The organism is Microbacterium sp. MYb66, from assembly GCF_002979435.1.
Taxonomy (GTDB): domain Bacteria; phylum Actinomycetota; class Actinomycetes; order Actinomycetales; family Microbacteriaceae; genus Microbacterium.
Genome location: NZ_PCOV01000001.1, coordinates 585,974 through 609,889, shown reverse-complemented (window position 1 = coordinate 609,889; position 23,916 = coordinate 585,974). Strand labels below are relative to the sequence as shown.

Annotated in this window: 21 protein-coding genes and 1 pseudogene; 6 read left to right on the top strand and 16 right to left on the bottom strand. The window is 67.5% G+C overall.

Translation table 11 applies throughout. The features are described from left to right. Window positions 1-3: 3 nt before the first annotated feature. Window positions 4-1,101 (bottom strand): tRNA 2-thiouridine(34) synthase MnmA, encoded by a 1,098-nt coding sequence (gene mnmA, locus CQ045_RS02880; protein ID WP_105721157.1) that lies wholly within the window; start codon window positions 1,099-1,101, stop codon window positions 4-6. 9 nt (window positions 1,102-1,110) lie between these two features. Then, entirely contained in the window at window positions 1,111-2,286 is a 1,176-nt protein-coding gene (locus CQ045_RS02875) for a cysteine desulfurase family protein (RefSeq protein WP_105721156.1), read from the bottom strand. 100 nt (window positions 2,287-2,386) lie between these two features. Here CQ045_RS02875 and glgX point away from each other — a divergent pair, with 100 nt between their 5' ends. The 3 genes from glgX to glgB all read left to right on the top strand — a co-directional run bounded on the left by glgX (window position 2,387) and on the right by glgB (window position 8,798). After that, window positions 2,387-4,459 (top strand): glycogen debranching protein GlgX, encoded by a 2,073-nt coding sequence (gene glgX, locus CQ045_RS02870; protein WP_105721155.1) that lies wholly within the window; start codon window positions 2,387-2,389, stop codon window positions 4,457-4,459. Window positions 4,460-4,524: 65 nt separating this feature from the next. Continuing rightward, window positions 4,525-6,597, top strand: coding sequence for an alpha-1,4-glucan--maltose-1-phosphate maltosyltransferase (locus tag CQ045_RS02865; protein WP_181156416.1), 2,073 nt, complete (start codon window positions 4,525-4,527; stop codon window positions 6,595-6,597). Further along, window positions 6,594-8,798 (top strand): 1,4-alpha-glucan branching protein GlgB, encoded by a 2,205-nt coding sequence (gene glgB, locus CQ045_RS02860; protein ID WP_105721154.1) that lies wholly within the window; start codon window positions 6,594-6,596, stop codon window positions 8,796-8,798. Before CQ045_RS02865 ends, glgB begins: the two co-directional genes overlap by 4 nt. A 63-nt stretch (window positions 8,799-8,861) precedes the next feature. Here the strand turns inward: glgB and CQ045_RS02855 are convergent, their stop codons facing one another. Both CQ045_RS02855 and CQ045_RS02850 read right to left on the bottom strand, forming a co-directional pair. Beyond that, window positions 8,862-9,785 (bottom strand): tetratricopeptide repeat protein, encoded by a 924-nt coding sequence (locus CQ045_RS02855; RefSeq protein ID WP_105721153.1) that lies wholly within the window; start codon window positions 9,783-9,785, stop codon window positions 8,862-8,864. After that, a complete protein-coding gene (locus tag CQ045_RS02850) occupies window positions 9,782-11,758 on the bottom strand; it encodes a glycosyl transferase (RefSeq protein WP_146115174.1) in 1,977 nt (658 codons plus the stop codon). Before CQ045_RS02850 ends, CQ045_RS02855 begins: the two co-directional genes overlap by 4 nt. 181 nt (window positions 11,759-11,939) lie before the next feature. Here CQ045_RS02850 and CQ045_RS02845 point away from each other — a divergent pair, with 181 nt between their 5' ends. Further along, window positions 11,940-13,001, top strand: a complete 1,062-nt coding sequence (locus CQ045_RS02845; protein WP_105721151.1) for an AI-2E family transporter — start codon at window positions 11,940-11,942, stop codon at window positions 12,999-13,001. 18 nt (window positions 13,002-13,019) lie between these two features. Here the strand turns inward: CQ045_RS02845 and CQ045_RS02840 are convergent, their stop codons facing one another. The 9 genes from CQ045_RS02840 to rpsB form a co-directional block, all read right to left on the bottom strand. Further along, on the bottom strand, window positions 13,020-13,742 hold the full coding sequence (locus CQ045_RS02840) for an alpha/beta hydrolase (RefSeq protein WP_181156415.1): 723 nt from the start codon (window positions 13,740-13,742) through the stop codon (window positions 13,020-13,022). Next, the gene (locus CQ045_RS18980) at window positions 13,739-14,026 is read right to left on the bottom strand and encodes a hypothetical protein (RefSeq protein ID WP_105721150.1); all 288 of its coding nucleotides are present in this window, start codon (window positions 14,024-14,026) and stop codon (window positions 13,739-13,741) included. The genes CQ045_RS02840 and CQ045_RS18980 overlap by 4 nt, the downstream gene beginning before the upstream one ends. Before the next feature lie 9 nt (window positions 14,027-14,035). After that, entirely contained in the window at window positions 14,036-14,719 is a 684-nt protein-coding gene (locus CQ045_RS02830; RefSeq protein ID WP_258130931.1) for a lytic transglycosylase domain-containing protein, read from the bottom strand. Window positions 14,720-14,767: 48 nt separating this feature from the next. Next, window positions 14,768-15,346 (bottom strand): DivIVA domain-containing protein, encoded by a 579-nt coding sequence (locus CQ045_RS02825; protein WP_105721148.1) that lies wholly within the window; start codon window positions 15,344-15,346, stop codon window positions 14,768-14,770. Next, window positions 15,346-16,485 carry a phosphatidate cytidylyltransferase gene (locus CQ045_RS02820; RefSeq protein WP_105721147.1) on the bottom strand — a complete coding sequence of 380 codons (1,140 nt, stop codon included), beginning with the start codon at window positions 16,483-16,485 and terminating at the stop codon, window positions 15,346-15,348. Before CQ045_RS02820 ends, CQ045_RS02825 begins: the two co-directional genes overlap by 1 nt. A 5-nt stretch (window positions 16,486-16,490) precedes the next feature. After that, entirely contained in the window at window positions 16,491-17,045 is a 555-nt protein-coding gene (frr, locus tag CQ045_RS02815) for a ribosome recycling factor (protein WP_105721146.1), read from the bottom strand. 68 nt (window positions 17,046-17,113) lie between these two features. Beyond that, window positions 17,114-17,830 (bottom strand): UMP kinase, encoded by a 717-nt coding sequence (gene pyrH, locus CQ045_RS02810; protein ID WP_017830711.1) that lies wholly within the window; start codon window positions 17,828-17,830, stop codon window positions 17,114-17,116. Window positions 17,831-17,922: 92 nt separating this feature from the next. After that, window positions 17,923-18,750: a translation elongation factor Ts gene (gene tsf / locus CQ045_RS02805; protein ID WP_105721145.1), complete on the bottom strand. Its 828-nt coding sequence runs from the start codon at window positions 18,748-18,750 to the stop codon at window positions 17,923-17,925. Window positions 18,751-18,792: 42 nt separating this feature from the next. Then, the gene (gene rpsB / locus CQ045_RS02800) at window positions 18,793-19,743 is read right to left on the bottom strand and encodes a 30S ribosomal protein S2 (RefSeq protein WP_029263483.1); all 951 of its coding nucleotides are present in this window, start codon (window positions 19,741-19,743) and stop codon (window positions 18,793-18,795) included. A gap of 305 nt (window positions 19,744-20,048) precedes the next feature. On the opposite strand from rpsB, the gene CQ045_RS02795 reads away from it, so the two are divergent. Continuing rightward, on the top strand, window positions 20,049-20,573 hold the full coding sequence (locus CQ045_RS02795) for a murein hydrolase activator EnvC (RefSeq protein ID WP_105721144.1): 525 nt from the start codon (window positions 20,049-20,051) through the stop codon (window positions 20,571-20,573). A gap of 26 nt (window positions 20,574-20,599) precedes the next feature. On the opposite strand, the gene CQ045_RS02790 is transcribed toward CQ045_RS02795, so the two are convergent. The 3 genes from CQ045_RS02790 to CQ045_RS02780 all read right to left on the bottom strand — a co-directional run bounded on the left by CQ045_RS02790 (window position 20,600) and on the right by CQ045_RS02780 (window position 23,238). Further along, window positions 20,600-21,502, bottom strand: a complete 903-nt coding sequence (locus tag CQ045_RS02790; protein WP_105721143.1) for a tyrosine recombinase XerC — start codon at window positions 21,500-21,502, stop codon at window positions 20,600-20,602. A gap of 63 nt (window positions 21,503-21,565) precedes the next feature. Continuing rightward, window positions 21,566-22,756: a DNA-processing protein DprA gene (gene dprA, locus CQ045_RS02785; protein WP_105721142.1), complete on the bottom strand. Its 1,191-nt coding sequence runs from the start codon at window positions 22,754-22,756 to the stop codon at window positions 21,566-21,568. Beyond that, complete coding sequence (locus tag CQ045_RS02780) at window positions 22,753-23,238, bottom strand: ATP-binding protein (RefSeq protein WP_258130930.1); 486 nt, start codon at window positions 23,236-23,238, stop codon at window positions 22,753-22,755. Before CQ045_RS02780 ends, dprA begins: the two co-directional genes overlap by 4 nt. A gap of 75 nt (window positions 23,239-23,313) precedes the next feature. On the opposite strand from CQ045_RS02780, the pseudogene CQ045_RS19140 reads away from it, so the two are divergent. Continuing rightward, a pseudogene (locus CQ045_RS19140) lies at window positions 23,314-23,736 on the top strand (site-specific integrase); the annotation flags it as partial. Window positions 23,737-23,916 lie beyond the last annotated feature (180 nt).

Sequence of the window (23,916 nt, the reverse complement as noted above, 5' to 3'; positions counted from 1 at the left end):
GGACTACGCGTCGACGGGAACGGCCGAGACCGTCGTGTCTATCGTGAACTGACCGAGTACGCGGGTCCCGATGTACAGCACCGCCGTCTGCCCCGGTGCGACACCGTCGAGCGGCACCTCGGGAACGACGCGAACGCCGTCTTCGGTGACGACCGCGTTCGCGGGGACGGGTTCTGCATGGGCACGGATCTGAACATGGCAATCGAAGGACGACTCCACCGGAGCGGCGCCCGCCCAGCTGAACCGCTCCCCCGCGATCTCCGCGATCGCGAGCGCCTCCTTCGGGCCGACGACGACGGTGTTCGAGACGGGTCGCACCTCGAGCACGAACCGGGGCTTGCCGTCGGGAGCCGGGATGCCCAGCTTCAGGCCGCGGCGCTGACCGACAGTGAAGGCGTGCGCTCCGTCGTGGGATCCGACGACCTCGCCGCTGCGGTCGACGATCTCGCCCGTGGCCGTGCCGACCTTCTCCGCCAGCCACCCCCTGGTGTCGCCGTCTGGAATGAAGCAGATGTCATGACTGTCGGGCTTCTGGGCGACGCTCAGCCCGCGGGCCTCCGCCTCGGCGCGCACGATGGCCTTCGTCGGTGTCGTGCCGAGGGGGAAGTACGTGTGCGCCAGCTGCTCTGCGGTGAGCACGCCCAGCACATACGACTGATCCTTCGCGTTGTCCGAGGCGCGGTGCAGTTCCAGCCCCTGCGGGCCGTCGATCAGCGTCGCATAGTGCCCGGTGCACACTGCGTCGAATCCGAGTTCGATGGCCCGCTCCAGAAGCGCCGCGAACTTGATCTTCTCGTTGCAGCGCATGCATGGGTTCGGGGTGCGACCGGCCTGGTACTCCGAGATGAAGTCGTCGATCACGTCGTCGCGAAAGCGCTCGGAGAAGTCCCAGACATAGAAGGGGATGCCGAGCAGGTCGGCGGCGCGCCTGGCGTCTAGAGCGTCTTCGATCGTGCAGCACCCGCGGCTGCCGGTGCGCAACGTTCCGCCGGCTCTGGAGAGGGCCAGGTGCACGCCGACCACGTCGTGCCCCGCCTCCACAGCTCGGGCGGCTGCGACGGCGGAGTCCACGCCGCCGCTCATCGCTGCAAGAATCCGCATGAGACCAGTCTACGAGCGCAAGCCTGTGCCGGCACCGGATGCTCGTGCGTAGGCATCCGCGATCGCGGCGAGAACCGCTTCGACATCGGCATCCGTCGATGTCCGACCCAGCGAGAATCTCAGGACGCTCCTGGCATCCCGCTCGCTGCGGCCCATCGCCATGACGACGTGCGACGGTTCGGCGACTCCCGCCTGGCATGCCGATCCGGTGGATGCCGAGACGCCGGCCACGTCGAGGAGGAAGAGCAGACTCTCGCCGACCGCCCCGGGGAACAGGACGTGCGCATTGCCGGGGAGGCGGTCGTGCGGGTCTCCCAGGAGCTCGGCCGCGGGAACAGCCGACCGGATACCGACGACGAGACGATCGCGGAGGGCCCGCAACCGCCGCCCCTCCGCCTCGCGTTCCGACTCGGCGAGTTCGAGCGCGACCGCGAACGCCGCAGCGCCCGCGATGTCCTGGGTACCCGCCCTCAGCCCGCGCTGCTGGGCCCCGCCGCGCAGCAGCGCGGTCAGTCGCGCCGAACGCGCAGCGATGAGTGCACCGACCCCGACGGGAGCACCGACCTTGTGCCCGGCGAGGCTCATCGCCACGAGGCCGACGCCGGGCGCCGCGTCGCCGCGCAGTCCACGGAACGAGAGCCGGACATGACCGAGCGCGGCGACGGCGTCGAGGTGCAGCGGAACTGCGGCGGACGCGGCAGCAGCGGAGATCGCGCCGGCGTCGTTGATCGTGCCGGCCTCGTTGTTCGCGACGAGCGCCGTCGCCAATGCCGCACCGGGGAGGTGTGCGGTGAACGCGGACGGTTCGATCTGAGCGAGCGCGCTGAGCGGGACGGCACGGACCTCTGCGCCCTCGGCGGTGAGAGCCGCCACCGTGTCCATCGTGGCGTGGTGTTCCCCGTCGGGGAGCACGATCGCTGCGCTCCCCTCGACCCGGGCGCGCCACAGCCCCTGAAGCGCCAGGTTGATCGACTCGGTGCCTCCCGACGTGAAGACGATCTCGATCGGCTCGGCGTCCAGCACAGCTGCGACACGTTCCCGAGACTCCTCGAGCAGGCGGCGTGCATCCTGTCCGGCACCGTGCGTCGACGACGCGTTCCCGATCGTCTGCGACGCGGTGAGCCAGGCGTCGCGCGCCTCCGGGCGCAGAGGCGTGGTCGCCGCGTGGTCGAGATAGTGCCGCATCCTCCGATTCTCTCGCGAAACCGCGGTGAGGGGACCCGCGTGCGTGGAACCGGGTACGCGTTGACATGAGACTGCAACACATCGCGCCTAGTGTGTACTCATGCCCGCGTCCCGAGACCTCACCGTGCCCGGCGGCTCCACCCTCGACAACCTCGGCGTTCGTCTGCACGACGGCGTCGGAACGCTGCGCGTCTGGTCGCAGAACGCCTCGTCGATCGAGCTGGTGGTGTTCGATGCCACCGACCTCGACTGGGCGACCGACGAGATCCCCCTCGAGCGTCTCGCCGGCGGCATCTGGGAGGTCACCACGGACCTGCTTCAGCCCGGAGTCCGGTACGCGGTCCGCGTCGGCGGGCCGCACGGACCGGGGAACACCTTCAACCCGGAGACGCTGCTGCTCGACCCCTACGCCCGCGGGCTCGCGCAGGGAGACGGCTACGAGGAATGGCGTTCGGTCGTCATCGTCGACGGCTTCGACTGGGGCGACTCCCGGAAACCCCGCATCCCGCTCGACCGCACGGTCATCTACGAGGGGCACCTCAAGGGACTCACCAAGCGCCACCCCGATGTGCCGCCGGCTCTGCACGGCACCTATGCCGGACTGGCCCACCCCGCGATGATCGAGTACTTCCACTCGCTGGGGATCACGTCGATCGAGCTCCTCCCCGTCCACGCCTTCGTGCCGGAGCCCCGCCTGCTCGAGCGCGGTCTCACCAACTACTGGGGCTACAACACCCTGAACTTCTTCACCCCGCATACCGCCTACGCCACCGAGGACGCGCGCAAGGAGGGCCCGGAGGCGGTACTCGCCGAGTTCAAAGGGATGGTGCGGCTGCTGCACGAGGCCGGCCTCGAAGTGATCCTCGACGTCGTCTACAACCACACCTCGGAAGAGGGCATCGGCGGACCGCGCTCGAGCCTGCGCGGCATCGACAACGCGAACTATTACCGCCAGGACGAGTCCGGCGTCTACGTCGACACCACCGGATGCGGCAATACCCTGAACACCGCGACCGACGCGGGTGCGAGGCTCGTGCTCGACTCGCTGCGCTACTGGGCTCAGGAGATGCAGATCGACGGGTTCCGCTTCGACCTCGCCACCGCGATCGCCCGCGACGCGGCGCACACCTACACCCCGGACCATCCGCTCCTCGCGGCCATCGCGGCCGATCCCATCCTCGCCGAGACGAAGCTCATCGCCGAGCCGTGGGACGTCGGCCTCGGTGGCTGGCAGACGGGCAACTTCCCGGCGGGATGGCACGAATGGAACGACCGCTACCGCGATCGGGTGCGCAACTTCTGGCTGAGCGACATCGACTACGCGCGACGTGCGTCCGCACCGGTCGGCATCGGCGGATTCGCCACGCGTCTCGCCGGATCGTCGAACACGTTCAGCGAGGACCGCGGCCCGCTCGCCAGCGTCAACTTCGTCACGGCACATGACGGCTTCACGCTGCACGACCTGGTCTCCTACGACGTCAAGCACAATGAGGCCAACGGCGAGCAGAACCGCGACGGCGCCGACATGAACCGCGCCTTCAACCACGGTATCGAGGGACCGACCGACGATCCGACGATTCTGGCCGCACGACGAAAGGCCATGCGCAACCTGCTCGGAACCCTCCTGCTCTCGGCCGGCATTCCGATGCTCACCGCCGGCGACGAGGTGGGCAGGACCCAGCGCGGTAACAACAACGCCTACGCGCAGGACTCCGCGCTGACCTGGCTCGGGTGGGAGTTCGAGCCCTGGCAGGAAGATCTCCGCGCGCACGTGTCCCGCCTCATCCGGCTCCGCCAGGAGAACCCCGCTCTGCGTCCCAGCCGCTACGCGCGCCTCGGGGAGCACATCCCCAACGCCTCCGTCATGGACTGGTACGACCAGAACGGCGAGACCATGGAGCAAGGGCAGTGGGCAGACCCGGGTAACCGCACCCTCCAGTACGTCGCCGCCTCCACACCGGACACCGAGGCGTACAACCGCATCCTGCTCATCGTGCACGGGACCGAGTCGCCGATCGATGTGCGGTTGCCGGAGGAGATCGATGACGCGACGCGCTTCGTGTCGCTCTGGTCCAGCGCTCAAGAACGCCCCTCCGCCGACGAGGAGGTCTTCGCGCCGGGCGATGTGCTGCCTGTCTCCGGCACCTCGATGAGGCTGTTCCGCGTCGAATGACGCCGACCGGCGACGCACCAGGCGGCACGCTATCCGCGACCCCGTCCGCGCGGTACATTCGGGATGTGGCTGCACGTGCTGGTACTCGGTCCTCGGCTCTCCGGAGCCCCTCTCAGATCCCGACGCGCGCGCTCGTCGATCCCGACGTGCCCGGCCGTCTGCGCACGACCCGGATCCCCCTGCTCGAGCCATCCCCTGCGGTGCCCGGCGGATTCGTGCCGAAGGCCTTCGTCGGCGAGGTGGTTCCCTTCCGCGTCGTCTCGTTCCGCGAGGGCCACGACAGGATCGGCGTGCACGTCCGGCTCACATCGCCCTCAGGCGAGGAGAGCCTGCACCGCCTGGCGCTCCGCAACGACGGAACCGATGTCTGGTCGACGGACATCGCGCTCGACGTGCAGGGATCGTGGCTGTTCCGTTTCGAGGCGTTCTCCGACGATTTCGCGACGTGGGCGCATGCAGCGGCGTTGAAGATCGCAGCGGGCGTGGATGTGCCCGTCATGGCCGCGCTGGGTGCCGACCTCCTCTCGCGCGCAGCCGGCGAGAAGGATCGTCCGGCGGCCCAGCGCAAGCGTCTGCTCGCCGACGCCGTCGCCATGCGGGACGGCGACGGTGCGGCGGCTCTCGCCGTGGCGGCGGATGCCGCATTGGCTCAGATCTTCAGTGACCGTCCGGTGACGACGCTCCGCTCCGCCACTCCGGAGAGGGTTCTCGCCGTCGACCGCGTCGCTGCGGGAGTCGGTGCCTGGTACGAGTTCTTCCCCCGGTCCGAGGGGGCCAGGCGCTCGAAGGACGGCAGCGTCAAGAGCGGCACCCTGCGCACGGCGGCCAAGCGTCTGCCGGAGGTCGCGGCGATGGGGTTCGACGTGGCCTACCTGGTGCCCATCCATCCCATCGGCACCACGAACCGCAAGGGCCGGAACAACACTCTCGTGGCGGACGCAGCCGATCCCGGGTCCCCGTACGCCATCGGTGCTGCAGAAGGCGGGCATGACGCCATCCATCCCGACCTCGGCACCGCGCAAGACTTCCGTGCCTTCGTCAGAGCAGCGAGGAAGGAAGGGCTCGAGGTCGCGCTCGATCTCGCTCTCCAGGCCTCCCCTGATCACCCGTGGGTGACCGAGCATCCGGAGTGGTTCACGACTCTCCCCGACGGAACGATCGCCTACGCGGAGAACCCGCCGAAGAAGTACCAGGACATCTATCCGCTGAACTTCGACAACGACCCCGAGGGCATCTCCGCGGAGATGCTGCGCGTCGTGCAGCACTGGGTCGCCCAGGGAGTGAAGATCTTCCGGGTCGACAACCCGCACACCAAGCCGCTGCAGTTCTGGGAATGGCTCATCGCCACCGTGAACGCAGCCGACCCCGACGTGATCTTCCTCGCAGAGGCATTCACGCGCCCGGCCGTGATGCGCGCGCTCGCCGCCGTGGGCTTCCAGCAGAGCTACAGCTACTTCACCTGGCGGAACACGAAGGCGGAGCTCGAGGAGTTCCTGACCTCGGTGTCGCAGGAGACGTCCGACTACATGCGCCCCAATCTCTTCGTGAACACCCACGACATCCTCACGGAGTATCTGCAGTTCGGCGGCAGGGCGGCGTATCGCATCCGCGCCTGCATCGCGGCGACGGCCGGGCCGGTGTACGGCGTGTACGCAGGATACGAGCTCTTCGAGAACGTCGCCCGGCCGGGGTCCGAGGAGAACATCGACAACGAGAAGTACGAATACAAGGTGCGGGACTGGAACGGCGCCGAGGCGCGCGGCGACTCCCTCGCTCCCCTGCTCCGCAGGCTCAACGGCATCCGGGCCGCACATCCCGCACTGCGACAGCTTCGAAACTTCTCGGCGCATTGGAGCGACGACGATGCCGTGCTCGTCTACAGCAAGCACCTGGACTCGGCGTTCACCGGAACCGGGAAAGCGGACACGATCATCGTCGTCGCCAATGTGGACCCGCACTCGGTGCGCGAGACGACAGTGCACCTGGACACCACGCAGTGGAACGTGCCCCTCGGCGCGTCGTTCGAGGTGGAGGACCTTCTCACCGGCGCGGTGTGGACCTGGAGCGACCACAACTACGTACGACTCGACGCCTTCGCCGAGCCGGTGCACATCCTGAAGGTGAGGGAGCGATCATGAGCTACACCGAAGACGTCGCCGCATCCACCGAATGGGAGGCGATCTCGTCAGCGACCCACCACGATCCGCACTCCGTTCTCGGACCGCATACCGGCAAGGATGCCGCGGAGCGCACCGTCACCGTGATCCGAGCCCGGCGGCCGCTCGCTGCCGGCGTGGCGGCCGTGTTCGGCGACGGGAGCCGCCTCGAGCTCGTCCACACCGCGCACGGCATCTGGGAGGCGCAACATGTCGGTCCTCGGCTCCCCTACCGCCTGGCGACGAGATATGCGGATCATGAGGAGACCCTCGCCGGCGACCCCTACCGCCATCAGCCGACTCTCGGCGACCTGGACCTGCACCTGATCGCGGAGGGCAGACACGAGCGGCTGTGGGAGGTTCTCGGCGCTCATCCACGGACGATCGAAGGCGAGAAGGGCGTCGCATTCGCCGTCTGGGCACCGAACGCCACCGCCGTGCGCGTAGCAGGCGACCACAACGGCTGGAACGGCGAGACGCACGCCATGCGCTCGATGGGTGTCAGCGGCGTCTGGGAGCTGTTCATCCCCGATCTGCCCCTGGGCACGAGATACAAGTACCAGATCCGCACGCGGGACGGCGCCTGGATCCTCAAGGCAGACCCGATGGCGCTCGAGGCCGAAGTCCCCCCGGACACGGCATCCGTCGTGAGCGCCTCCGCTTATGCCTGGTCCGACGGCGCCTGGATGACGCGGCGCGCCGCGACCCATGCGGTCGCCCAGCCGCTGTCGATCTACGAGATCCATGTCGGCTCCTGGCGAGGGGGCCTCGGCTATCGGGATCTCGCCGATCCGCTGATCCAGCACGTGACCGATGCGGGGTTCACCCACGTCGAGTTCATGCCTCTCGCCGAGCATCCTTTCGGAGGGTCCTGGGGGTACCAGGTCAGCGGCTACTACGCCCCGACCAGCCGATTCGGCAGTCCCGATGATCTGCGTTACCTGATCGATCGGCTGCACCAGGCAGGTATCGGCGTGATCATGGATTGGGTGCCCGGGCACTTCCCCAAGGACACCTTCGCGCTCGCGCGATTCGACGGCCAGCCGCTCTACGAGCATCCCGACCCACGCCGCGGAGAACACCAGGACTGGGGCACGCTCATCTTCGACTACGGGCGCCCGGAGGTTCGCGGGTTCCTGGTGGCCAACGCGCTGTACTGGCTCCGTGAGTTCCACGTCGACGGGCTCCGCGTGGATGCCGTCGCCTCCATGCTGTACCTCGACTACTCGCGTGAACCCGGGCAGTGGGAGCCGAACATCCACGGCGGCCGCGAGAACCTCGAGGCGATCCGCTTCCTGCAGGAGGTCAATGCGACCGCCTACCGACTGCATCCCGGGATCATGATGATCGCCGAGGAGTCGACGAGCTTTCCGGGAGTCACCTCGCCGACCGACCACGCGGGTCTCGGATTCGGCTTCAAATGGAACATGGGGTGGATGAACGACTCGCTCCAGTACATCGCGCGCGACCCGATGTATCGCGGGCACCACGAGGGCGAGATGACGTTCTCCTTCGTCTACGCCTTCGGCGAGAACTACCTGCTGCCGATCAGCCACGATGAAGTCGTGCACGGAAAGGGCAGCCTGCTCACGAAGATGCCCGGAGACCATTGGCACAAGCTCGCCAACGTCCGCGCCTACCTCGCCTACATGTGGGGGCATCCGGGCAAGAAGCTGCTGTTCATGGGCCAGGAGTTCGGTCAGCTGGCCGAGTGGTCAGAAGGCCGCGAACTCGACTGGTGGCTCCTCGACCAGCCCTCCCACGCGCAACTGCAGGACTTCGTCGGTGCGATGAACCGCACCTACCGCGCCCAGGCGCCCCTCTGGGAGCGCGACAACGACGGCTCGTCCTTCACCCGTCTCGGCGCCCCCAGCTGGGAACCGACCGTGATCGCGTTCGAACGACGAGACGCGCACGGAGGGCATCTCGTCGTCGTCAGCAACTTCGCGGGGGTGGAGCGCACGGGACATCAGCTCGCTCTCCCGCGAGAGGGCGTCTGGCAGGAGGTCCTCAACACCGATGCCGCGGAGTACGGCGGGCGAGGGTCCGGCAATCTCGGCATGGTCGTCGCCCGTGAGACGGAGGGCGGTGCTCCGACCGCGACGGTGACGCTGCCCGCCCTGTCGACGCTATGGCTGCGTCATCAACCCGAGCCCCACGTTCCGACCGTCACCCACGGCTGACCGCCGGGGTCAGCCACCGAGCGGCTTCGGCGAGCGACATCGGCACCTGAGGCCGAGTGCGCCTCAGAACAGCAGCGACGAGAGTCGATTGCGAGCGGAGATCACACGCGGATCGGCAGCCCCGATGAGGCCGAACAGCTCGACCAGACGCTCGCGCACCGGTGTGCGCTGGTCAGACGGCAGCTGCGCGAAGAGGTCGAGCAGTCGTCCGAAGGCATCGTCGACGTGGCCACCGGACAGATCGAGGTCGGCGACAGCGAACTGCGCCTGAACGTCCAGAGGATTCGCCGCCGCCGCTGCACGCGCAGCGTTCAGGTCCAGACCTTGCACGCGGTCGAGCAGACGTACCTGACCGAGACCCGCCAATGCTTCCTCATCACGGGGATTCTCGGCGAGAGCCTTCTCATAGGCGCGAATCGCCGCCGCGTAGTCGCCGACCTCGATCGCCGCGAAGGCCTCCGCGTGCAGGGGCGGGAGCTCCGGCTCCGCCGGTGCCGTCGGTGCCTCGCCCTCTTCGCCCACGGAGAGGGACCCGGTGACGCCGTTCTGCGCGGCGACCTGGAGGAGCTGCGCGAAGACCTCGCGCACCTGCTGCTCGGGTACAGCCCCGGTGAACATGGGCACCGGCTGTCCGGCGATCAGCGCCACGACCATCGGGATCGACTGCGCACGGAAGCTCTGCGCGAGTTGAGGGTTCGCATCGACATCGACCTTGGCGAGCAGCACGCGCCCGCCGAGCTCGCGGGTCACCAGCTCGATGATCGGGCTCAGCTGCTTGCAGGGACCACACCACTCGGCCCACAGATCGACGACGACCGGGACGGTGCGCGAGATCTCGAGGATCTCCCCGAACGTCTCGTCGGTCGCATCGACCACGACATCGAGGATGCGGGGAGCCGGAGCGCCTTCCGCCGGCGACGCCGGACGATTGCGGAGGCTCGACAGGTCGACCGCACCGCGCAGGGCGGCGGGAGAGATTTCAGTCACTTGATCACCTTCACGGACACGAGATCCTGGCGGACTGCCAGGAGCCTGATCTGCTCCGTCGATCCCTGAGCGGGGACCGAGAAGAACAGCTGGAACTCATACGTCGTCTCGACGCCCTTCGCCGACTCGGTCGCATCCGTCAGCGCCTTGGCCTGCGCGTTCTCCCCGAAGCGGATCACGACGTCCGACGACGTCGGCGTCACCGCTTCGGTGTCGGTCAGCGAGACCGCGACGATCGCGCCGCTGTCCAGAGTCGTCATCGAGATGGGCTCTGCCGTCGTCGGGGCCATGTCGAACGCCGCCTTCGAGGTCTCGGCGGCGCCCTTGTCGGAGAGCGTCTGAACCACTGCCTGTCGGCTGTCGGTGATCGACTTCGCGAGATTCAGGGCCAGATCATCGAATTGGCCGTAGAACTCGCTCTTCTCCCCCGCGTCGACGACATCAGCGAAGGCCGTGGCGAGCTCTGCCGGGGGGATCGTGAGGAATGCCGAGTCAGAGGGGACGAGGGACGTTCCGAGCCAGGTCGCGGCGACCTGCGGGAACACCGCGTCGGCAGACATCTCGGCCATGTTGCTGATCTTGTAGTTGGACCACGGGTCTGCCTGCGTCATGGTCAGGAGCACGGGCGGAACCGTGTCGTCGCCGTCGCTCTTCGTCAGCATGAGCACCGTACGGGGCCAGCGGTCGGTCGCCTCGGGAAGCACCACCTCGACATCATCCGTCGGAATCGCCGCGGGGAGCGCCATGTCGGTGAGCTTCGTACGCAGCGCATACTCCGTGGTCCGAGCGGCGAGGGCGGGACCATCGAGTCGAGTGGCCGCGAGATCGATGTCCAGCGCCGTGTCTGCTTCGACCACGGTTTCCGAGACCGTCTTCAAGATGCGCTTCGCCTGCGCCTCCGTGACGGCAGGGGGCTTCTGGTTCTCCGGTGCGATCACCGTCGGGCTGGGCGAAGGAGACGGTGATCCTTCACCGAGCTGGGGCCAGGAGTCGGCGGAACATCCGGCGGCGAGGATCGCTGTGAGGCCGAGTACCGGGAGTACCAGCATCCGGTGACGTCGACGAACCGTCGGTGCCGCGCGCATGGACGTCTTCGCGTCAGGATCCTTGTTCTCGTCCACGATCTCCGCGTCCTCGATCTCCGTGCCGGACGTGTCGGATGGAGCGTCGCCGGTCGGAGGATCCGTGGACTCCGATGCTTCGATCGCCGCACGCTCCGCCGGCGGCAGCACCGCGACGTCGATCGGTTCCGTCGCCGGAAGCGGTCCGGGGCCCTTGCGGCGAGGACCGCGTCCGCGACGCTGGTGGCGGATGCCGAGCACGTACAGGATGAGACCGATCAGGAGGACGATGCCGCCGGCGACCATGAGCGGCCCTGCCCAGGGCGTGGTGTTGTCGAGCGGCCAGGAGACGACGATGTCGTCCGGCGCATTCTCGGTGCCGTCGTAGGCGATCAGAAGGCTGGTGCCCTCCGGAAGCTGCATGTTGTCGGAGATGAGGTGATCCTCGTCCATGAACGAGTCGAGCCACAGGTCGGAGCCGCGCGGGTCGCGCCCTGCAGGCTCCTCCGCCGTCGCGTCACCCTCGTCGGTGGTCGCGTCATCGCCGTCCGCGGCCGGGTCGTCACCATCGGTCTCATCCGGGGCATCAGGTGCCGAGACGGGCTCGACGTCGAGAGTGCCATCGTCGTCCACCGTCACGTGGTTGTAATCGGAGTCAGCGAGCCAGGCCTCCATGTCGGCCGTCCGGCCGTAGCTGCCGAAGATCTCCCCATCGCCGCGAACGATCAGGGTCTGCGCGCCCGGGTTCGTCCTGAGAACATCGCCGTCCAGCAGCACGAAGGGCGCCGGTTCGTCGATCTGAACCTGCGTCTTTTGCGACGACGGCCCCATGAAGATGGTGCGCTGAGCGATACCCGCCCCGATCAGCACCGCGGCCAGCACGAAGGCCACCACGGCCCATACGAAACGCACGAATAGTCTCCTCACGCATCACCGGCTTTTGCCCGCGACGCAACACTCGACATTTCAGACTAGCGAAATCAGCTGTGTGTTGCCCACGAGCAGGTGCAGTGCGCGCTGGATCGGCACGTCGGTCGGGGCAGGACGGGGCGACTGGATAACCTTGCTGCATCCGTCTTCGAGGAGTCACCATATGAAGATCCACAATCCCTTCCGCACCGCCCTGGTGGCGACGCTCGGCGTGGGTTTGGGGATTCTGCTGATCAGCAGTGTGGAGACCCTCTCCAGCGTCCTGCTGTATCTCGGCACGGCTCTGTTCCTCAGCCTCGGGCTCGACCCGCTCGTGTCTTTCCTCGAGCGCCGTCGGCTCCCCCGCTGGCTGGCCGTCCTCGTGACGATCCTCGCGGTCCTCGCCGTTTTCGTCGGAATCGTGCTCATCATCCTTCCGGTCCTGGTGGAGCAGATATCGCAGCTGATCGCCCAGATCTCGGCCATCGTCCAGCGTGGATCCGCGATCGACGATCTCAAGGAGTGGATGACGGAGGCCTTCCCCAACCTTCTCGTCGATGATGTCTTCAGCTACGTCGAGGACTGGCTGACCACCAACCTCGCCGAGATCGGTGGCTCCATCGGGCAGGGGTTCCTCGTCGCCAGCGGCGCCGTCCTGGGCGGGCTCTTCGGCGCCTTCATCATCCTCATCCTGACGATCTACCTCACGGCGTCCACGCCGTCGCTCAAGCGCGCGGTCTACCAGCTCGCACCGGCGTCGAAGCGGGACCGGTTCATCGACCTGTCGGAGCAGATCACCGATTCGGTGGGCTACTACGTGATGGGGCAGGTCTCGCAGGGCGTGATCAACGGCGTGCTCAGCGCGATCTACCTGTCGATCATCCAGGCGCCGTTCCCCGCCGTCCTCGCGATCGTCGCGTTCTTCTTCTCACTGATCCCGCTCGTCGGCACCTTGACCGGCTCGACGATCATCGTCCTCGCGTGCCTCATCCCTGGTCTCGGCTCCCCCGGGATCGCGATCGCGGCCGCGATCTATTACCTCATCTACATGCAGATCGAGGCGTACGTGATCTCGCCGCGCATCATGAGTCGCGCCGTCTCCGTGCCCGGCGCCGTCGTCGTGGTGGCAGCACTCGCCGGCGGCAGCCTGCTCGGGCTGCTCGGGGCTCTCATCGCGATCCCCGTCGCCGCCAGCATCCTGATCATCTACCGGCAGGTGCTCATCCCACGGATGAACGAACTCTGAGGGCGCGGCACCGATCGGTCAGGCGGTCGGCGGCCAATGCGTCGCCAGTGGAAGAGCCGACGGATTCACCGCTGCCACGATCTCGGTGAGCACGCGACGGGTCTGGGTCTCGCCGACCCAGAGGTGCTTCCCTCCGTCGACCGCGATCAGCTGTGCGTGCGGAATCGACGCGAATCTCTCGCGTGCCTCGTCGGGACGCAGGTAGTCGTCCAGCTCGGGGACCAGGATGACGACCGGACGATCGGTCGCGGACCAGGCCGCCACCTCTTCTGCTGTAGCCCGGTGCAGGGGCGGCGAGAGCAGGATGATGCCCTCGATGTCATGTTCGCGACCGTACTTCAGCGCGAGTTCGGTACCGAACGACCATCCCAGAAGCCAAGGACGCGGAAGCGCCCGGTCGCGGACGAAGTCCATGGCCGCGGCGACGTCGAACTGCTCGGCCGCACCGCCGTCGAAGGTCCCGTCGCTCGTGCCCCGTGGCGATGTGGTGCCCCGGGTGTTGAAGCGCAGGACCGCGAGGTCGGCGAGGGCGGGAAGTCGGGCAGCGGCCTTTCGGATGATGTGCGAGTCCATGAATCCGCCGGCGGTGGGCAGCGGATGCAGCGTCACGAGCGTCGCGACCGGTTCACCGACCTCCGGTGCAGCGAGTTCTCCGACGAGCGTGAGACCGTCAGCGGTCGTCAGCTCGATGTCCTCGCGTCGTGCCGGAAGCTCCAGAGGTCCTCGGATCTCGATGCTCATGCCATCCTCCAACAGTGTGTGTGCCAGTGTCGGCGAGCGGCGAGGTCGGCAGCATCGCCCAGGACGCCGTCTGCACGCCAGACGACGAGGTGAGCCGTATTGCTCTCGATCCCCCGTCCGCAGCCCGGGCAGAGATACTCCTTCTGCGCCTGCACAGCGGAGACCGGCTGGACCGTCCACTCGCTCCCCCTGCGCGTCTCGGAGCGCTTCCAGCCTGCGAGAAGACGATCGAACGACTCCTCGGCGTCAGGGCGCGCCGGAGGGCGTCTGCGGGAGCGGGGCATCGTGCCTGCTCACCACCAGTGGTTGTTCGTCCAGAAGTTGTACGCGCCGGCCCAGCTGCCGTACCGTCCTGTGGCATATCCGGTGGCCCAGCGCAGGTTGTCGACCGGGTTGTAGCCGTTGCCGGGCACCTTGCTGCACGGCAACGCCTGGACGAGCCCGCAGGCACCGGAGGACTTGTTCGTGGCGTTCGGGTTCCAGCCGCTCTCGCGGGAGACGATGTAGTCGACGTACTGCCAGTCGCTCTGCGCGATGCCAGCTGCGGCCATCCACTCTGCGGGTGCTCCGCCGCCTGAGTACGGGGGCAGGGATCCGCCGCCGGAACCTCCTCCGCCGGGGCTGGCCGCGACGGTCGGAACCGGTTTGGGCTTCGGTTTGACGTACACCTCGAAGGTGCCGCGTTCCACGGGCGTGATCGCTGCACCGTTGACCGTGACCGTGAGGTTCTGGGTGTCAGCGAGAGCGAGTGAGTATGCCGACTCGGGCGTATCCGCCTGCACAGGCTCGGCCAACGCGACACCCGTAGGAGCGACCAGGGCTCCCGCGAACCCGACGACGGCGAGGGCACTGAAGAACCCGACGACACCACGACGGCGTGACCAGCGACGAGTGCCCGTGCGCGCGGAACCAGCCCTTGCCGCGGGCACCGGCGAGAGGTCGTTTCGTTCGAGATTCATGTCGTTTCGGGAGTTCACGATGAAGGACAGTCTACGCAACGGTGCCTGGATCGACCATCAGGAACCTCAGCGCACGGCGAGAATCACGTCGATCGTGGCGTCGAGGAGTGCATCGACCTGCTCTTCGCGGTACCCCCCGCGCTGCATTCGGAATGCTGCAGAACGCAGCTGCTCCGCGGTGAGCGCATCGCCGTCGCGCAGGTAGCGAACGATGCGCGTCGACACATGATCGACCTCATCGATGCGGTAGCCGAAAGTGAGCACCCCGGTGCGACCGAAGCGGCGACGGCGCGGTCGCGCGAGGTGGTCCAGGATCACCTGGGCGTCGGCGCGCGCCTGCTCGACCCACGCGCCGGCACCCCGCGCACGCACCGTGCGCTCGCGCTCGCGCGCGGCGAAGGCATCTTCCACTCGGCCGAGGGCTGCGTCGACATCCGCGACCACATAGCCGCCCTTGACGAGGGGGAACGACGCGGTCCGCACGTCCTCGGCACCGAGCTCGTCGCCTCCAGTTTCGAACGCCCGCCGTGCCGACGCGAGAAAGGTGTCGACCGCTGTGCGGTGATAGCCGCGCGCACGGCCCGACGTGAGCGCGAACGCAGGCGCCGACTGCGGAGTCTGTTCTTCGAGCTTGCTTTCGTTCATCACAGGACCACCCAAGGAGAGAGGAGGAAGTACAGGCAGAGCGCGGGAATCGTCGAGGGCAGGATGCTGTCGAGTCGATCGAGCAGCCCGCCGTGCCCGGGCAGCCAGGAGCTCATGTCCTTGATGCCGATGTCCCGCTTGAGCATGGATTCACCGAGGTCGCCGAGCGTCGCCGACAACAGGATGGACGCGCCGAAGATCAGGCCGGCCCACCACGGCAGTTCGAGGAGGAAGATCGCGAGCAGCACACCGGCGACGAGCGAGGCGACGACGGCACCGCCGAAACCCTCCCAGGTTTTCTTCGGGCTGATCTTGGGCGCCATCGGGTGCCGTCCGAACGCCAGACCGGCTGCGTACGCGCCGGTGTCGGCGGCAACCGCGATCGCGATGAAGCTGAGCACCCACCATTGACCGCCCTCCTGTTCCAGCAGGATGAGGGCGACCCCCGCGAGGAAGGGGACATAGATCTGGACGAACCCGCTGATGACCGCATCCGCCAGCACATCGCCGTAGGTGCGACCGTCCTTGACGACCATCTGCGCGATGAGCCGCCAGACGATGACGAAGGCGACGGCCACGAACAGCATCACCCAGCACAGCCACGGCTCGGCGAAGTACGCCGAGAGCACCAGGAAGGCCGCCGCGACCAGCTGCGGCACCACGTCGATGCGCCGACCAGACGCTCGAAGGGCGCGGGAGAGCTCGTACACGCCCAACAGTGCCGCTGCGAGTGCGAACGGCACGAAGAGGGCTTTGATGAAGAGCAGAGAGCCGAGCAGCGCCGCGCCGAAGGCGAGACCGATGACGGTCGCCAGAATCAGATCGCGCCCTGTGCGCTGCTTGATCCGCTCGTTCGCCTGGTCGAGCTGGTCGCGGGCATGGGACACATGGCTGCCGAGCTCATCACGGGCGGCCCGCCACTGTTCGCGGATCGCATTGTGATCGGCTGTGTCGAGCGGTCCTCCGGCGGTCTGCTCGGGGCCGTCGGAAGGAAGCGGCGGCCGTGGCGGGACTGCGGCGACGTCGAACGCCGGGAACGCGGCGTCGACGAGCGGGACGCCGTCGGGCGGCGTGCCGTCGCGCGCGTCACGACGCGTCAACGGTCTGTCGTCCTCCGCGTCTCGCGTTTCGTCTGACATCCCGATTACACCTCGAGGAGTTCGGCCTCTTTGCGCTTCAGCGCGTCATCGATGAGATCGACGTGCTGACGCGTCATGCTGTCGAGCTCCTTCTCGCCGCGAGCGATCTCGTCCTCGCCGAGCTCGCTCTTGAGCGCATCGAGCTCGTCCTTCGCCTTGCGACGGATGCCGCGCACGTGGACCTTGGCGTCCTCCGCCTTGGACTTGACGAGCTTGACGTACTCCTTGCGCCGCTCAGCGGTGAGCTCCGGCATCGTCACCCGCACGAGGTTGCCGTCGTTGGTGGGGTTGGCTCCGAGGTTGGGCATGTCGCGGATGGCCTGCTCGATCGCCTTCAGCGCCGACTTGTCGTAGGGCGTGATGATGAGGGTGCGGGCCTCCTGGTTCGCCAGCGACGCGAGCTGCGCGATCGGGGTCGGCGTACCGTAATAGTCCACGAGGACCTTCTGGAACATCTGGGGGTTCGCACGACCGGTGCGCACCGTGGAGAAGTCCTCCTTGGCAGCTTCGACCGCCCGGTTCATGCGGGTGGTGGTTTCAGCGAGGACGTCCGCGATCACGGTGGCTCCTATCGTCGGGGTGTTCTGAAAATTGTATCGGGCGAAGTCATCTCCGCCGTGCCGCACACTCAGGCGGTGACGAGGGTGCCGATCGGCTCGCCGAGCAGGGCGCGGGTCACGTTGCCGGCAGGCTCCATCCCGAACACCCGCATGTCCATGCTGTTGTCCATGCAGAGGCTGAAGGCTGTCGAGTCGACGACCTTGAGACCACGCTGGAGCGCGTCTCGGTAGGTAACCCGTTCGATGCGCTCGGCATCCGCATGCTTGTTCGGGTCTGCGGTGTAGATCGCGTCGACACCGTTCTTGGCCACGAGTACTTCATCTGCGCCGATCTCGAGTGCACGCTGCGCGGCGACGGTATCGGTGGAGAAGTACGGAAGGCCTGCGCCCGCGCCGAAGATCACGACGCGGCCCTTCTCGAGGTGGCGCTCGGCGCGACGCGGAATGTACGGCTCGGCGACCTGCGTCATGGAAATGGCCGACTGCACGCGCGTCGCGGCGCCGGCCTGCTCGAGGAAGTCCTGGAGGGCGAGGGCGTTCATGACCGTGCCGAGCATGCCCATGTAGTCTGCGCGCCCGCGATCCATTCCGCGCTGGCTGAGCTCGGCACCGCGGAAGAAGTTGCCTCCGCCGACGACGATCGCGACCTCGACCCGGTCGACCGCCGCGGCGATGTCCCGCGCGATCTGGGAGACCACATCGGGGCTGACACCCAGCTGCCCTGCTCCGAATGCCTCGCCGGAGAGCTTGAGAAGGACGCGGCGGCGTCCGGTGCGTTCAGTCATGGGTGGGTGTCCTCTCGTCCCGATTCAAGATAGTGCCTTCTGGGCATGAAGAAGGGGTTCGGATCTTCGTGATCCGAACCCCTTCGACAGTGCTACGCGCCGACCTTGAAGCGCGCGAAGTCCGTCACGGTGATACCGGCGTCCTTCGCCACCTGGGCGACAGAGAGCTTGTTGTCCTTGGCGTAGTCCTGCTCGAGCAGGGCGACCTGCTTGATGAACGCAGACACGCGACCCTCGACGATCTTCGGGAGAGCCGCTTCCGGCTTGCCCTCGTTGCGGGAGATCTCGGTGACGATCTCACGCTCCTTCTCGACCGCGTCAGCGGGCACGTCCTCGCGGGACAGGAACGACGGGTTTGCGAACGAGATGTGCTGCGCGATGCTGCGCGCAGTGTCCGCGTCGTCACCCGAGTAAGCGACCACGACGCCGATCTGCGGCGGCAGGTCCTTGCTCGTGCGGTGGAGGTAGACCTCGACCTTGTCGCCTGCGATCGTGCGCACGCGGCGCAGTTCGACCTTCTCGCCGATGATCGCGGCCTCTTCCGAGATGACCTGCTCGACGCTCTTGTCGCCGGCAGAGGCAGCCAGAGCAGCCTCGACCGAGTCGGCCTTGACCGCAGCAGCAGCGTCGGCGACCTTGTCGGCCAGCGCGATGAAGCGCTCGTTCTTCGCGACGAAGTCAGTCTCGCAGGCGAGCTCGATGAGCGTCACTGCGCCGTCCTGCTCACGAGCGACGATGAGTCCCTCGCTGGTGGACCGGTCAGCGCGCTTCGCGTTGCCCTTCGCACCCTTCAGACGCAGGATCTCGGTGGCCTTCTCGACGTCTCCGTCAGCCTCCTCGAGCGCCTTCTTGGTGTCGACCATTCCCGTGCCGAGCTGCTCACGCAGCGCCTTGAGGTCAGCGATGGTGAAGTTGGCCATGTGTGGTGGCTCCTTGCTTCGTAATTATGTGGGTACGAGGGATTACTTGGCGTCTGCAGCCTCGGCGGCGGCGACCTCAGCGGTCTCCTCACCGGAAGCGGCGGCGATCGCCTCGTCGTGGGCCTCAGCACCGGCCTCGTCGGCAGCGGTCTCATCAGCGGCGGGCGTCTCGACGACGGCGGCCTCATCGTCAGAGGTCACGACCTCGGCGGCGTCAGCGGACTCCTGGACCTCCTGGGCCGGAGTCTCGAGGAGCTCCTTCTCCCAGTCGGCGAGCGGCTCGGCGTCACCCGTCTCCGGGTTGTGCTTCTGCTGCAGACCCTCTGCCGCGGCGTCCGCGATGATGCGAGTCAGCAGCGAGACGGAGCGGATCGCGTCGTCGTTGCCGGGGATCGGGTACTGGAAGTCATCCGGGTCCGCGTTGGTGTCGAGGATACCGATCACGGGGATGCCGAGCTTCTTGGCCTCGTCGATGGCGAGGTGCTCACGCTTGGCGTCGACGACCCAGATGGCCGACGGCGTCTTCGTGAGGTTGCGGATACCGCCGAGCGACTTGTGCAGCTTGTCGAGCTCGCGCTTCTTGAGAAGCAGCTCCTTCTTCGTGAAGCCGCTGTTCGCCGGGGTCTCGTAGTCGAGCTCCTCGAGCTCCTTCATGCGGGCGAGACGCTTGGAGATCGTCTGGAAGTTGGTGAGGAGTCCACCGAGCCAGCGCTGGTTCACGAAGGGCTGGCCCACGCGCGTCGCCTGCTCGGCGAGGATCTCCTGCGCCTGCTTCTTCGTACCGACGAAGAGGATCGTGCCACCGTGGGCGACGGTCTCCTTGACGAAGTCGTAGGCCTTGTCGATGTAGCCGAGCGACTGCTGGAGGTCGATGATGTGGATACCGCTGCGCTCGGTGAGGATGAAGCGCTTGACCTTCGGGTTCCACCGACGGGTCTGGTGTCCGAAGTGCACGCCGCTGTCGAGCAGCTGGCGGATGGTGACCACAGCCATGGTCGTCTCCTGGTTCTGGCGCGTTTCTGCGCCGTTGAGGTTGCAAGCCGATCGGATGATCGGACTTCCTGGTGCCCGGCTCACGCCCGCCTGCTCGGAGAGAAGGACCTGTGGGAATGGATGCCGCGAGATGAATCGCTTTGGGCACGCGTAGTCACCCCGATTTCGAGGTGCTCCCCCAGCATACAGGATCACGTGCCGTGACTCGCCCTGCACCATGGGCCCGGGCCAGCAGTTGCCCCGAGCGGCCGCGATGACGATGCGGTTCCCGCCGCGCGAGTACGGGGATCGAGCAGACTCCTGCCATGCGCGTCCTTCGTCGAGCAGTGTCCGGTCCACTCCTGGTGATCGTGTTCCTCTGCGCGGCGATATCCCCCTCCGGCGCGGTCGCAACCACCGGAACGGACGATTGGCCGCGATGGCGCTGGCCGTCGGCGGCGGCGCCCGCAGTCGTGAATCCCTTTCGCGCTCCCGCGCACGAGTACGGTGCGGGGCACCGCGGAGTGGATATCGGCACCTCGATCAACGCCGCGGTCACCGCCCCGGCAGACGGTGTCGTCGCCTTCCGCGGCATCGTCGTCGACCGTCCTCTCCTGACCATCGAGCACGCCGACGGTCTCGTGACCACGTTCGAGCCGCTCCGATCAGAGCTTCTTCCGGGTGAACCCGTGGCCGCCGGCCAGGTGATCGGGCAGGTCGATGTCGGTGGGCACACTCCGCCCGGGGCTCTGCACCTCGGGGTGAGAAGCCACGGTGACTACATCAATCCGATGCTGTTGTTCGGAGGCGCCCAGCGCGCGATCCTTCTCCCCTGCTGCGCCTCGTGGTGACGGGCCGACCTCCCGCCGCCGCTGAGTCACGCGCGCGGGTGGGCGAGTCGATAGGTGGCGGTCAAACGTTCGGTCGAAACATGGGTGTAGATCTGGGTCGTCCCGAGGCTGGCATGACCGAGGATCTCCTGCACCGCCCGGAGGTCGGCTCCCCCATCAAGCAGATGTGTGGCAGCCGTGTGCCGTAGGGCATGAGGACCGATGGTCTCGGCGCCGACGATCGGAGCCAGGACGCGCGCAACGAGTTCGTACACCGTCCGCGGCCCGATCCGGCCTCCGCGGCTGCCCAGGAAGGCGGCGGGTGTGAAGCCTCGCGACCTCGCCACGAGGCCCGGCCTGCCGCGTCTGAGGTACGCCTCCAGAGCGTCCCGCGCGGGCGCTCCGTAGGGTACGACCCGTTCCTTCGCTCCCTTGCCGAGTACGCGCGCCGTGCCGCGGTCGAGATCCAGATCATCGATGTCCAGCCCGCAGAGCTCGGAAACGCGGATGCCCGAGCCGTACAGCAGCTCGAGGAGCGCGTGATCACGCAGCGCGATCGGCTCGCCGGCTTGCGCGGCGACACGGTGGGCGTCGAGGAGGCCGGACATCGCATCCCTCGACGCGATCGTCGGCAATGTGCGCCCCTTCTTCGGCGCGACCAGTCGCAGGCTCGGATCGTGCGAGATGAGGTCCTGTTCCTGCGCCCAGCGGAAGAACGAGCGGGCGGCAGCAGACCGCCGGGCCAGCGTCGACCGTGCGTCTCCCCTCTGCGTCGCACGCCAGAGCCAATCTCTGAGGACTTCCAGATCCACGTCCTCGAGCGTGATACCTCCGGCTGAGGTGTCGAGGTCCCGCAGATCGGAGCGGTAGGCCTTCACGGTCGCAGGTGACAACCGGCGCACCCGTTGCAGGTGGTCGGCGAAGGCCTCGGTGGCGACCGCGAGTTCCATGGAGCCAGCTTGCCTCTGCTCGCGAACTCTCCTGCGCAGCCTCGCCGTCTTCGCTCACGGATCTCACGTGTTGCGCGGCCTCGAGACCCTTCGCCACCCGATCTCATCGAGGTCCACGGCGCCGTCGAGGTGAAGGAGTCCGAGCAGTGCACGGACCCGATCGGGAACCAGCCCGGAGCGGCGAGTGATTTCGGCCACCGTCAGGCGGGTCCTCGTGCTCATCGCGTCGAGGAGACGGAGACGATCGGGGTCTGACTCTTCGTGCGCTACCGACGCGCCGACCGACAGGCCCCACAGCTCGCTCACCTCCTCGGCCGAGGTGACGCATTGCGCGTCGTACTCCCGCAACAGACGATGACAACCCGCGGAGGACGCCGCCGTCACCGGCCCCGGCACCGCACCGAGCGGCCGACCGAGCGCCGCCGCATGGCCCGCCGTGTTCAACGACCCGCTTCGCCAACCTGCCTCGACGACCACAGTCGCCTGACCGAGCGCGGCTATCAAGCGGTTTCGTGCGAGGAACCGCCATTTCGTCGGCGCCGCCCCGCATGGCGGTTCGCTCACCACCGCTCCTTCGACGGCGATCTGTCGCAGAAGCGTCCGATGACCGACCGGGTACGCTCGATCCACCCCGCCGGCGAGGAACGCGATCGTCGCGCCGTGAACCCCGAGGGCAGCCCGGTGCGCGGCGCCATCGATGCCGTAGGCACCCCCGGACACGATCACGGCACCCCGAGACGCGAGGTCGCCGGCGAGCTCCGCGGCCACGTGCTCGCCGTAGCCGCTCGACGCCCGCGCCCCGACGATCGACACGCGCGGCTCCCGGACCAGCAGTTCGGCGCTGCCGCGCACCCAGAGTGCGCACGGAGCGCTGGGGCCGAGATCTGCCAGCGCCGCCGGCCAGCACGTATCCCCCGGTACGACGAGCTGCGCGTCGACATCGAGAGCGCCGCTCAGGGCGGCGCGAACGGGCGTCACCGCCGCGCGGGGGCGCCATCGGGCACGGGCGTCCGAGAGCGCCCGGGACGTCGGCGCATTCCCCTCGGCGGGGAGCGACGAGGCGGATCCGTCCACTGCCAGTGACAGAGCGTCTGCGGCGCCGAGCACTTCGATCAGCGCCCCTGCCACGGAGTCTCCGGGCTCCGCGATCACGGTCCAGGCGGCACGAGCGATGCACTCCCGGGGATCTCCGTCGGGGCGGACGCTGTGAGCAAGGGCGACGATCTCGGGGTCGCCGAGCAGCGCCTCCATCATCGCGGCAGCCCCCTGCGCAGATGCAACGCACGCCCGACCTCGTCAGCCCCGGGTCGGTCGATCTCGGACAGATCCGCCATCGTCCACGCGACCCGGAGGACCCGGTCGTAGCCGCGCAGCGTGAGCGCACCGCGCTCCAATGCACGGTCCAGCGGTGAACGGACGGCGGCTGCGAGCCGCAAGGATCCTTGACGCAGCCACGCCCCCGGCACGTCCGCATTGCGTCCCCAAGGGGTACCCCTCCAACGGAGTCCGGCCCTCTTCCGGGCTGCGGCGACGCGGAGACGCGCCTCCGACGTCGTCATCTTCGCCCTTGCGCCTCCCGTGGCTCGTGACGCGGCGACCCGGCTGACCTGCAGATCGATGTCGATGCGGTCTCGCAGCGGTCCGGACAAGCGGGTCGAATAGCGCCTGATCGACATGGGCGGGCACACGCACTCCGCTCCACGGACACCGTGGTTGCCGCACGGACAGGGGTTCATGGCCAGGTTGTGGTGGGGGTTTTTCGCTGCTCACTGTTCAGTTCTCGACTCGAACGGCGTACCGTGCGAGAGGTGATGCCACCTCTCGCAAACGTCGCTCCAGATCTCAGTGGAACTTGGCGACGCTTCGAGGTGGGAACTCAGCCTCCGGGGAACGGCTCGACGGTTGATCCTGGCTGGTCGACACGCCTAGGAATACCCGAGGGGACGCCGTTTCTGCTGTCGCCGCAGTTCACGTATGACCGCGAGCTGAACGAGTTCTTCTACTCCGCCGACATGTTGTCGGCTCTTCCGCAAACGCGCGACGGTTACACCGGGAACTTGGTGATGTTCTTCAACTTTCTGCACCACAGTCGGGGCGGCCTTGATTGGCGACACACGACTGAAGAAGACCACAGGGCATATCTTGTGTGGCGCCGTCATGATCCTCGCGGTCCCCGCGTTAGTGGCTCGACTTGGAATCGTGAGGTGAGCGCCCAGAACCGGTTCTTCCGATGGCAGCATTCTCAAGGACGCATCAGCGAGAATCCGATTCCTCAACGTGCTCGGCGCCACCGTCCTGGTTCTTACCGAGGCGAATTGGGACTTACTGCAGCCACGTACTCTCACGACGCCCGGCGCAACAAGGTCGAATGGCTACCCGCCGCGTCCTATCGTGTTTGGCGCGATGTCGGCCTT